Origin of the sequence: Pantoea sp. Cy-640, from assembly GCF_011752635.1 — a bacterium.
Lineage (GTDB): Bacteria > Pseudomonadota > Gammaproteobacteria > Enterobacterales > Enterobacteriaceae > Pantoea > Pantoea dispersa.
In genome coordinates this window covers 677448-688311 of the sequence record NZ_VWXB01000002.1, presented here as the reverse complement: position 1 = coordinate 688311, position 10864 = coordinate 677448, and the positions used below count along the sequence as shown (strand labels likewise).

At 57.6% G+C, this 10864-nt stretch carries 11 protein-coding genes; 4 read left to right on the top strand and 7 right to left on the bottom strand.

All coding sequences use genetic code 11. The features are described from left to right. Positions 1 to 222 precede the first annotated feature (222 nt). Positions 223 to 1167 carry an AraC family transcriptional regulator gene (locus F3J36_RS08795; RefSeq protein ID WP_088517303.1) on the bottom strand — a complete coding sequence of 315 codons (945 nt, stop codon included), beginning with the start codon at positions 1165 to 1167 and terminating at the stop codon, positions 223 to 225. Positions 1168 to 1266: 99 nt separating this feature from the next. Between F3J36_RS08795 and F3J36_RS08790 the strand changes: the two genes are divergently transcribed. Beyond that, on the top strand, positions 1267 to 2013 hold the full coding sequence (locus tag F3J36_RS08790; protein WP_166719471.1) for an SDR family oxidoreductase: 747 nt from the start codon (positions 1267 to 1269) through the stop codon (positions 2011 to 2013). Here the strand turns inward: F3J36_RS08790 and F3J36_RS08785 are convergent. Continuing rightward, the gene (locus F3J36_RS08785; RefSeq protein WP_021509070.1) at positions 2010 to 2438 is read right to left on the bottom strand and encodes an NUDIX hydrolase; all 429 of its coding nucleotides are present in this window, start codon (positions 2436 to 2438) and stop codon (positions 2010 to 2012) included. The genes F3J36_RS08790 and F3J36_RS08785 overlap by 4 nt on opposite strands. 80 nt (positions 2439 to 2518) lie before the next feature. Further along, positions 2519 to 3667, bottom strand: coding sequence for a CynX/NimT family MFS transporter (locus F3J36_RS08780; RefSeq protein ID WP_371742000.1), 1149 nt, complete (start codon positions 3665 to 3667; stop codon positions 2519 to 2521). Between the two features lie 110 nt (positions 3668 to 3777). Here F3J36_RS08780 and F3J36_RS08775 point away from each other — a divergent pair, with 110 nt between their 5' ends. Together F3J36_RS08775 and cybB are read left to right on the top strand one after the other, a co-directional pair. After that, positions 3778 to 4266 carry a MarR family winged helix-turn-helix transcriptional regulator gene (locus F3J36_RS08775; protein ID WP_166719470.1) on the top strand — a complete coding sequence of 163 codons (489 nt, stop codon included), beginning with the start codon at positions 3778 to 3780 and terminating at the stop codon, positions 4264 to 4266. Positions 4267 to 4353: 87 nt separating this feature from the next. Further along, the gene (gene cybB / locus F3J36_RS08770; protein ID WP_166719469.1) at positions 4354 to 4893 is read left to right on the top strand and encodes a cytochrome b561; all 540 of its coding nucleotides are present in this window, start codon (positions 4354 to 4356) and stop codon (positions 4891 to 4893) included. A 72-nt stretch (positions 4894 to 4965) separates the two neighbouring features. Here the strand turns inward: cybB and F3J36_RS08765 are convergent, their stop codons facing one another. The 4 genes from F3J36_RS08765 to F3J36_RS08750 all read right to left on the bottom strand — a co-directional run bounded on the left by F3J36_RS08765 (position 4966) and on the right by F3J36_RS08750 (position 9129). After that, the gene (locus F3J36_RS08765; protein ID WP_021509066.1) at positions 4966 to 6906 is read right to left on the bottom strand and encodes a methyl-accepting chemotaxis protein; all 1941 of its coding nucleotides are present in this window, start codon (positions 6904 to 6906) and stop codon (positions 4966 to 4968) included. Positions 6907 to 7370: 464 nt separating this feature from the next. Continuing rightward, positions 7371 to 7700 carry a YebG family protein gene (locus F3J36_RS08760; protein WP_058775925.1) on the bottom strand — a complete coding sequence of 110 codons (330 nt, stop codon included), beginning with the start codon at positions 7698 to 7700 and terminating at the stop codon, positions 7371 to 7373. 77 nt (positions 7701 to 7777) lie between these two features. Next, entirely contained in the window at positions 7778 to 8572 is a 795-nt protein-coding gene (locus tag F3J36_RS08755; RefSeq protein ID WP_010618046.1) for an SIR2 family protein, read from the bottom strand. Then, positions 8569 to 9129 (bottom strand): non-canonical purine NTP pyrophosphatase, encoded by a 561-nt coding sequence (locus F3J36_RS08750; protein ID WP_010618047.1) that lies wholly within the window; start codon positions 9127 to 9129, stop codon positions 8569 to 8571. Before F3J36_RS08750 ends, F3J36_RS08755 begins: the two co-directional genes overlap by 4 nt. Before the next feature lie 372 nt (positions 9130 to 9501). Between F3J36_RS08750 and F3J36_RS08745 the strand changes: the two genes are divergently transcribed. Next, positions 9502 to 10860 (top strand): bifunctional diguanylate cyclase/phosphodiesterase, encoded by a 1359-nt coding sequence (locus F3J36_RS08745; protein WP_021509063.1) that lies wholly within the window; start codon positions 9502 to 9504, stop codon positions 10858 to 10860. The last annotated feature ends 4 nt before the right edge of the window (positions 10861 to 10864 follow it).

Genomic DNA, 10864 nt, shown 5'->3' with positions numbered 1-10864 from the left:
TCTTCGACAGGCTCATCCTTGCGTATTATGACCGGGCAGAAAAGCGTATTATCCGGATCGACTGACCACAAAAAGTGTTACCTGTGTGCCCGGTCTGATCTGTTACCCATGTGCCCGGTCGTACCTTGATGCGCACCGGCATTAACAGAGTGATTTTTAAACTGAACGGCATTGCACGCTTTATGGCGGCCCGTTTTACGCTGGCGGCTGCCCCCGGCGTGATTAATTTACCTGGGCGATTGCTGGCTCAGCTTCTGCGGTGCCGCTGCGCCGTTCCGCGCCAGCAAAGCCGGTTGGCGTCTGGCCGGTGAAGCGGGTGAAAGCGATGCTGAAGGCACTGGCAGAGCGGTAACCCACCCGTTCAGCCACGTCGGCTACTGACAGGCGGCTACTGCGCAGCAGATTTTTCGCCAGCGCCATGCGCCACGTCAGCAGATACGCCATCGGCGCCATGCCCACTGCATCGCGAAAACGTACGAAAAACGCCGAGCGCGATAGCGCCGCGTGTTTCGCCAGCTGGGGCACCGTCCAGCCATGGGCTGGCCTGGCGTGGATGGCGCGAATCGCCCCAGCCAGCCGCTCATCGGCCAGTCCCCGCATCACGCCAGGCGATGCATTCGCCGCGGGCATTGCGCGCAGCGCCTCGATCAGCAGTAATTCCAGCAAACGTTCCAGCACGATCTGCCGTGCCGGACGCTGTGCACGGCACTCATCCCTGACCAGCTGCACCAGCGTGGTCAGACGCGATGCGCCACGCACATGAATAAACTGTGGCAGTAACGAGACAATCAATCCCGCGTCAGGTGCGGCAAACTGGCAGTAACCAATCAGCGTCTGAACCTCGGCTGGCTGCTGCCGATCGCCAAGCCACACTTCGCCGGGCGCAAGCATCTCCGGCATAGAATCAGGCGCATCTGCGGCCGGTGGCTGCTCGCTGGTCATGCAAAACTCCCACGCGGCCGGAATCAGGACAAAATCCCCCTGCTCAAGCGCAACCGGAGGATGACCTTTCATTTCCAGTCGGGTGCGCCCCTCCAGCACCACGCAGTAAAACGGCTGGCCGGTCTCACTGCGCTGCACACGCCATAATCCATTGGCACGCGCGCGTTTGGAATAAGCCGCCCCGGGCTGTAACAGTGACACCATTTCGGCGAGCGGATCGATCATAATGGACTCCTGCAAATGAAACCAGGACTGTACGTTGTAGTGAGTCCGGTAGTGGCACTCTATAGTGAGCTCTTACCCAACGCAATGCAGGAGTGAACCATGAAAACCATTTTAATCACCGGCTGCTCTTCTGGTTTTGGTCATGCTACCGCGCTCTGGTTTCTGGAGCGCGGCTGGAAAGTCATCGCCACCATGCGCACCCCGCGCGCCGAACTGTTTCCCGAATCCGCCCATCTGCGCCTGCTGCCACTGGATGTCACCGATGCCACCAGCATCAGGCAAACGCTGGCTGAAGCAGGAGAGATTGATGTGCTGGTCAACAATGCCGGCATCGGATTATTAACCTCGCTGGAAGGCGCGCCGATGTCCTCGGTGCGGGAAGTGTTCGAAACCAACACGCTGGGCACCATCGCCATGACGCAGGCGGTCATCCCGCAGTTCCGTGCGAAAAACAGTGGCATGGTGATCAATGTGACCTCGACGGTGACGCTGAAATCCCTGCCGCTGCTGGCGGTTTATACCGGCAGCAAAGCGGCAGTCAACGCCTTTACTGAGTCGCTGGCGCTGGAACTGCAGCCCTTTAATGTTCAGGTGAGACTGGTATTACCCGGGCTGGCACCCACCACCGACTTTGGCAAAAATGCCCGGCCGCGCATGGAAAACACCTTGCTCGAGCCTTACCAGCCGATGTTTGAAGGCATCATCGCCGGCATGCAGCAGCCCCAGCCAACCACTAAAGCACAGGACGTTGCCGCTGCCGTGTGGCGTGCCGCGACCGATCCCGCCGCACCGATGCGCATCCCGGCCGGAGAAGATGCCGAAGCCTCGATGAAGCAATACGGTTAGCGATCTTTACGCTGGGCCAGCGCCTGCAGTGCCGCCAGACCGTCGCGCGCCAGCCAGCTTTGCAGCGGGGCAAACAACGGTTCAGGCAGCGCCTCAGGCGCGAACCAGTGCCAGCCTGCGCACTTATCCGGTTCCCGCAGCTGCGGCTCGCCGCTGGCGTCCGGCGCCACCATCAGCAGCGTAATATAGTGCCGGTTGACCGCCGGAAACACATCGCTGACGAAGGCGCCGTTGTGTACGCTGTGCAGCTGTAGACCGGTCTCCTCCAGCACTTCCCGCCGCGCACAGGCTTCCGGGGATTCACCAAACTCCAGATGGCCGCCCGGCGCCGACCAGTCACCGGCACCGTGGCTGCCTTTACGCTGGCCGAGCAACAGCTTGCCATCGCGGAAAATTAATACGCCAACACCGACCTGCGGGGACATCATTGCTCCTGATTTATCGATTCTCTCACTCTGCACGGTTTATAAAACAGCGTATTCCATCTGACAATGGTTTCCTGCCGTTATCGCTGGGGTTTGAGTCGCAGCGCCATCAGCATCAGTAGCAGCACGCCCGCCGCCATGATTTGCCACGCGCTGTCGAGTGATGCCGCGCGGTCGCGCACGATGCCGGCCATCAGCGGCATCAGTGCGGCCAGCATATAGCCGCCGCCCTGTACGAAAGACAGCAGCGCAGTGGCTTCTTCCGGCGTACGGGCATGATCAAGCGTGACGATCAGCGATAGCGGAAACAGCGCACCAATCCCCAATCCCAGCAGCAGCGTCGGTAACCAGGCGCGTTCGCCGCCCAGCCACAGCAGTGCGATCAGCCCCAGCAGGATGGAAGCCAGCACCAGCAGCAGCGGCCAGCGGCGATCGCGGCAGCGATGAATCAGTGCGGAGAGCATAAATCCGGCGGCGACTTCGGTCAGGGTTAATGCGCCCAGCACGTAGCCACTCTGCGCCGGCAGCCAGCCGTGTTGCATGTAAAATGGCGGTAGCCACGCCAGCACCAGCGTGTAAGCACCGGTGCCGATGCCAAAAAACAGCATCAACAGCCAGGCACGCGGCGTGCGGTGTACGCCGCCAGCCGGTGGCGTGTTTACTCTTGTGGTCACAGGTTGCAGGCGCAGCCACAGAATCAATGCGATCAGCGCCGGTAGCGACGGCAGCATCAGGGCGATCGTCAGTCCGGCATGGCTGGCGAGCGGTGCGGCGCTGGCTGCGGCCACTGCAGCTCCGGCCATAATACCGGTGGTGAACAGTGCCATTAACGTACCGGCACGCGAGGCGAAGTGACGTTTGATGAGCGCGGGCATCAGCGCCTGGATCAGCCCGATGCCGCAGCCGGCCAGCAGCGCGCTGGCGGTTAGCATGGTGGCACTGTGATCAACGCCACGCGCGCCACCCGCGAGCACCAGCACTATCAGGCCAGCGGTAATGCCGCGCGCTTCACCCAGCCTGCGCAGCAGCAGCGGTCCGGCCAGCGCCGCCAGCCCCATCATAATGACCGGCAGCGTCGTCAGCAGGCTCAGCTGCGTGGCACTGAGCCCTGCATCGTGCTGCAGTTGCAGGAACAGCGGTCCGATGGCCGCCATCACCGGACGCAAATTCAGCGCCACCACAAAAACCAGTAAAGCAAACATGCCAATAGCAGGTAAGGTACGATTCACATTCTGTCTCCATACGCCAAAGTATCTTAACGTTAAGATACTTTGCGGAAGAACGATAGCGGGTGCGCACAAAGCGACACATTGCCCGCCGTGAACTGATGAGAATTAACATGACTGACCACGTAGATTTTGTCGTTGCGCAATGGGCCAGCGCCATGCCGGAGCTGGACGCCTCTTCCATGGCGATTTTTGGCCGCATGCTGCGCCTGATGAAGCATCTGGCGAAAAAGCGCGCTGAGGCGCTGGCGCCCTTTGGTTTTCGCGATGGCGAATTTGATGTGCTGGCGACGCTGCGGCGTGCCGGCGCACCTTACCGCCTGTCGCCCACGCAGCTCTACAAATCGCTGCTGGTCACCTCCGGTGCCATGACCAACCGGCTTAACCGGCTGGAAGAAGAGGGATTGATTGCGCGTGTTGCCGATGCCGATGATAAGCGCAGCACGCTGGTGATGCTGACGCCGGCCGGCCTGGCAAAGATTGAGCAGGCGCTGCAGATGCATACGCAAACGCAGAACGCGCTGCTGGCCACGCTGGACGATCGGCAGCAGCAGCAGCTTGCCGCCCTGCTGCGTCAGCTGTTGCAGACAGCCGAACAGTAAGCCGGACGGGATGTGGCAAAAAATGAATTAATTCAGCGCGTTTTTCGCTATGTTAAGCATCCCACACCGCTTATTTTCGGACTGGCTATGCGTAACAAATATGCGCCTGCGCAAATCTTTATTCACTGGCTGACGCTGGTACTGGTGGCCACCGCTTACTGCACCATGGAGTTTCGCGGCTTATTCACGCGCGGATCCTGGCAAGGCTACACCATGATCGTCGGACATTTCAGCGCCGGCAGTTGTGTGCTGTTGCTGATGCTGTCACGCATTGTGCTGCGTTTTCGCCATCGCAGCCCGAAAATCGAACCCCAGCCGCCACGCTGGCAAACCGGACTGGCGCATCTGATGCATCTGGCGATCTATCTGTTCTTTATCGTGCTGCCGATACTCGGCATCCTTTCGCGCTTCTACATGGGCCGTAACTGGTGGATTTTTGCGATTCCGATGCCGGTCAGCGCCAGCCTGGATCCGGATTTTGCCGATATGCTGAGCGACTGGCACGAAACCCTCGCGCCATACGGCTACTGGCTGATTGGTCTGCACGCGGCGGCCGCGCTGGTGCATCATTATCTGATTAAAGACAATACGTTGCTGCGCATGATGCCGTCACGGCGAAACGGATGAAAGGAATAAGACGGTCGCCTGATGTGGCGACCGTCCTGATTTACGCGGCGTGCCGGCGATCGGTCACCGACCTCAGCTGAGGTGAAAACGTCCCACGGTATGCGCCAGCTGTGCCGCCTGGTCTTCCAGCGAACTGGCGGCGGCTGACATCTGCTGGACCAGCGCGGCGTTCTGCTGGGTGGTGCCATCCATCTCATTCACCGCGATCGTTACCTGGCTGATGCCGCGCGCCTGCTCGTCTGACGCGGTAACAATCTCGCCGATAATAGTGCGCACCGAGTTTACCGCCTGCGTCATCTCCTGCATGGTTTTACCGGCATCCTGCACCAGCTGCACACCGCTGCCGACGCGCTGCCCGGACTCTTCAATCAGCGCAGCGATGTCCTTCACCGCATTGGCGCTGCGCTGTGCCAGATTACGCACTTCCGACGCCACCACGGCAAAACCGCGTCCCTGTTCCCCGGCGCGCGCCGCTTCAACCGCGGCGTTGAGCGCCAGAATGTTGGTCTGGAAGGCGATGCTGTTGATAATGGCGGTGATGTCGCCGATTTTCTTCGCGCTGTCGTCGATTTGCGCCATGGTCTGCACTACCTGGCCCACCAGTGACTCACCGCGGCTGGCGATGTGCGTGGCGTTATCGGTCAGCGTCGTCGCCTGATGCGCGTTAGCAGCGTTGTGTTTCACCGTCGCAGTAATCTGTTCCATGCTGGCGGCAGTTTGTTCCAGTGCGGCCGCCTGCTCTTCGGTACGTGACGCGAGGTTGAGGTTGCCGCTGGCGATTTCACCCGCGCCCTGGCGCACCGACGCGCTGGCATCCTGAATCTGCCCGACAATTTCGCGCAGCTGGTTTTGCATGGTGTGCAAGGCGAAGAACAGACTGCTGCTGTCGCGCGCTTTCAGCGGGATGGCGTTATCCAGTTTGCCATCGGCCACCGCCAGCGCAATGGTGGCTGCGGTCAGTGGCTCACCGCCAATCGGCTTCAGCACTTTGCGACTAAATACCAGCCCAAGCAGTGCGCACACCACCAGGATACTGATCACCATTAAAATCACCGCGTTAATCAGCTGACGGTGCGCCGCTTCCATCACCTTGCTCACCGGGGCCACCACGCCGAGATACCATTTCTGATCGCTGTTACCGATCACCACCGGCCGCCAGGCTACCAGCGCATCCTCGCCCAGAATAGCGTCATGCTGTTCGGTGACCGTGCTGCTGAAATTATGTGTGTCGCCCTTCCAGGCTTTGCTGGTCTGGCTTTTGTCCGGATAAGACACCACATTACCCGCGCTCGAGAGCAGCATGGCGTAACCGCTGCCTTCCCACGGTTTGATGCTGTTCACTTTTTCCTGCAGTGACGCCAGTGAGATATCGGACGTCACCACGCCCCACAGTTTGCCCTGGCTGATAATTGGCGCGGCCACCGAGGTCAGCAGTGTTGGCACACCGTTATAGGCATAGCTATAAGGTTCGATCAGCGTATCTTTCTGGCTTTTCTGCGGCAGCAGATAGTAATCGCCCTGGCCTGGCGTAAAGATTGAGGTCAGCGGATGCAGGGCAAAATTGCCGCCCTGGTCGCGATCGACGAAATAGGCGTAACGTCCTTTAGGTGCCGCGCCAGCCTGAGAGGCAAACTCAGCATCGCGCCCGTCAAATGCGTTTTCTTCGAAGATGACCGAAATAGAGAGATAGTCCGGATTATCACGCAGTGCAGAGACCAGCAGCTTATCGGCCACTTTGCGGTCCTGCACGCCGGCAGCCGGCAGGGCAATCAGACTGTGGCCGAGGTTGTGTGCGACATCGCGTGCGTAACTCAGCTCTTGCTGGATTTGCAGCGCCTGACTCTGCGCAATCTGCTGTAAGTAACTTTCCGCCAGCGATTTTTGCTCATTGCTGGACTGCCAGCTGAGCACGCCGATAGTCACGGCGAAGCCGAGGGTGATGGTTAAGGCGCCCGTCAGCAGCATTTGTGTGCGGGTGCTCATTTTTTTCTTATTAGATACGGTTGTGGCCATGTCGGCGCTCCTGGTGTTGACACTTTATTACTGAAAAAGAATCACGCCCTGTGCACCTGCATCCCTGTAATCACTCTATCGGCGCACAATCCGGGAACTTGATGGCCTGGCAGGTCCGATCAGAAAACCATCAACCGCTGTTGTGGCGTCGGGTCGCCATTAAAAACGCTAAGACGATGCAGTAAAAAAAGAGGGAATTTGATCTGGCGCAAGATCGCCACTTCGTTGTGCTGTCAGGTTATTGCGTACGGGCGCAACGCGCCGCATAACAAGAGGAATGCAACATGGCAGGTAAATTGAGTCTGGCAGGGTTAATGGTGGTCTGGCTGGTGTATGTGGCGTGGATGGTCAGTTACTACTCAGGCACCTTCTCTCTTTTCACGCACTGATCCTTAGCACGATTCCCTGGCCAGCACAGAGGCTGGCCCGGATTCAGCAGCAGTGCAAAGCGAACGCGCGGTTCCTCAGGCGGCTTTGACCGCACGCACCTTCTTCTCTTTTTCCGGCGCAGCCGTATCGCTGTCGTCAGCAGCGGTTTCGCCGCTGTCTTTCACCGCGTCCGGCAGTTTGCTGGTGCGCAGAATGTGTTGCACCGCGTCTTTCTGTTCGGCCAGCAGCATACCCAGCGCTTCGGCCTGGGCCTCATCCATCGCTGGCTGATGTTGCTGCAGCCAGTCGGTGAACGCGTCGGCCATATCGAGCATCTTGTCCCATGCATCTGCGTCTTTTTTATTGGCAAACGTCATCTTCTCTTCACCCTTTCTGACCACAACATATTTGGTTTCGACTGCCATGATGCACCTCATTTACTGTGTTTATATACAGTATATTTCATTCAGCTTTATTTCGCCAACGGTTTTCTGCTTGCCGTTTAAGCCAGCAGCTCTTCGAGGAAGGTTGCCAGCGCTTTGCGCGGATCGTCCTCTTCAGACACGATCATCTCAATGCCCCACTGCCCCAGTACCTCTTTCGCCACCGGATTATTACGGTTGGTGAACAGGTAGGATTTGGGTCGTGCGGTCGCCAGCCCGGTGCGGCCCCACATCTTGGTCAGGCGATAAAACAGCAGGCGGATATTGAAATCGCTGATACTGTAGCCAACAAACAGCACGGAGTTACCCATGACATCATGGGTCAGTTTGATATCCAGCGGCGAGTCAAAATAGAGCCGCTCAAAGTAGCTGCTCTCATCCAGCACGATGGAGGTATCATCGTCAAAATCGCCATGAAGCTTAATAATATGGCGCTTATCTTCGGTCAGCGACACCAGATCGGCGGCGTTAGCGACCTTGCTGTACGGCACGTTGTGCGCTTCATGCGCCATCTCCAGCCAGCGGTCGTAATTGGTGGTGTAGATACGCGAGAAATTGCCCTGGGTGATCATGGTGTGGATTTCAGAGCTGCGCACGTCGATATCCGGACGGTGCCACTCGCGATCCATCCAGCTGCGCAGCGGGCCGAGCGAGCCTTTGCGCTGTTTGTAATACTCCGCCAGCGACAAATGGGTGCCGTAGGTATTGAAGATCTTCGGATCGTAGCCCAGCTCATTAGCCAGATGTGCAATCAGCTCGTGCCACTCCGGCAGTCCGAGATTGCGTGAGATGCCCGCACCGGCGAACAGAATCAGTTTGCCGGCATCGTAAGCGCGTTTGAGTTCCGGTTTCATGCCAGTCCCCGCGAAGTTTTCAGAAAGGTGGCAAAGCGATCCAGCGCCAGGCGGCGCATCGAGATTTCGTTTTTCAGTTCGCCCATTTCAGCGAACGTCTGGGTGTGCCCTTCCGGGATAAAGACGCAGTCCCACTGAAATTCGCGCGGCCCCGCCGGCTCCCGGGCAATGGTGCCGCGCAGCTGGCCTTCAAACTGGTACATTTTGCGCCCGTCACAGTAGCCGAGGACGGTTTTGGCGGTCACGCCCGGGCTGTCCAGGCCGTTCACCAGTTTGGTAAAGCGTTCCGCGTTCAGCCGGCTCCAGAAGATGCGCGTCAGTCCGGCGGGCAGGCCATTAAGCCCATCCAGATACAGACCGGTATGCTCGACAAACAGCGGGCGGCCAATGATTGAAAAGGCTTTAGTCAGTTTGTCACGAACCAGCTCCACCTCATTTTCGGTCTGAATCTCTTCAATACGGCGCGCAATGGGCACCACTTCGACACCCACCGGCTCAAGGATGGTACGCACCTCGGCCAGCTTGAGTTCATTAGCAGATAAGAAACGAATTTTCATTGCAATCAGTATGTTGAAAGTGGGTTAGTCCAACCTGGTGACGCGTATCCGGCTGCGGTTCCGGCTGTTATTGTCCGGCACGCTGTCGCCGGGCCGCGTGGTCATTCTACTCTGCGGCGACGTCACTGGCGAGGAACAATCGGGTCGCGCTGCGCGCGCCCTCGCCGGTATAGCGCATCGCTTATCGCTGGCGGCGTTAAATATTGCGCCTGAATGCGTTAATAGCGCTATTTGACGCCGCTTATGTCAAATATAAAAATCCGCGCTTAACGCGCAAATAATCTGAAAACAATTATGACAGTCGTCTCGCTTAAATATATTATGTGGCGTTTACACCTTCACGCGTCATGACAATAAAACCCGGAACCGTTTATGAACCCTTTGTTGAGTTCAGCCTGGTCGCGCATCCGTAATCTGCCCTTCATTCTGCAGGGTGATAGCCCGGAAAAAAAGCTCCGCCTGACGCTGCTGATTGCCGGCGTCGCCAGTATCGTGGCCGGTATCTTTATGGCAACACTGAATTTCAGTCGCGGTCATCATGACATTGGCTGTCTGTATATCGCCAGTATAGCGCTGGGGGGCTACATCATCATCGGCGCCTTCAGCGACCGGCTGGAGCGGCATCTGGCGATCATTACCCATGCGTTATTATTCACCATCATCGTGCTGTTGCTAGTGGATAATCATCACGCTGCCGGCAAGCGTTCAGAATATAACTATCTGGTGGCCTTGATCATCGGTTCGGCACTGGTGTTGCGCCAGCAATCCTTTTATCTGAGTAAAATATTTCCGCTGCTGTGCCTGCTGTGTTATCTGTTTTTTGTCACCACCGGTCTGATCTGGGAAAATAATCGTTTCCATCTGAATATTCCGCAGGAAGCCGTTTTTACCGTTTTCAATTGTGCAGTGCCGGTGACGGCACTGCTGTCGACCGTGTTCACCTATGGCGGCAATTATTCCGCCACCGATCTTATCAAGCGCGAGCTCGCGTCCGCCATCGAGCGCCAGCAGCTGGAGCTCTATTATCAGCCGCAGGTCGATGGCGACAAAAATCTCATCGGTTTTGAAGCGCTGCTGCGCTGGAAGCACCCGGAGAAAGGCTTTATCTCGCCGGAGGTGTTTATTCCGGTAGCCGAAAAAAGCGGGCTGATTATCGATATTGGCAAGTGGGTACTGGAGCGCATGCTACAGCAAATCGTCGAGTGGGATCGCGTGCTGCGGCTGCCTCCGCTGGTGTTTTCCATTAATATCAGTCCGCTGCAGTTGATGCACCGCGACTTCACCCATGACACGCTGCTGACGCTGTCGCATTACAAAATCCGTCCCGAGCGGCTGAAGTTTGAAATTACCGAGACCACCTTTATTTACGATCAGCAGCGCATTGGCGATGTCATTAACCACTTCAGCCAGTTAGGGATCAAATGGGCGATCGACGATTTCGGCGTCGGCTATTCTTCGCTTAAGTCTCTGAGTGATTTCGCTATTGATGATATTAAGATTGATAAATCCCTGATCATGCACATTTTTGAAAACGAATCGGCGGCGATTGTGGTGCAAAAGACCATTGAGCTGTCACGCGCGATGGGGCTGAACGTGCTGGCGGAAGGGATTGAGAGCGAGGAGTATTTCGAGCACCTGCGCAATAAGGGCTGCCATTTATTCCAGGGCTACCATTTTGCCCGCCCGCTGCCCGCCGCCGAAGCATTGCAGTGGATAAAAAAAGCAGGGTAAACCG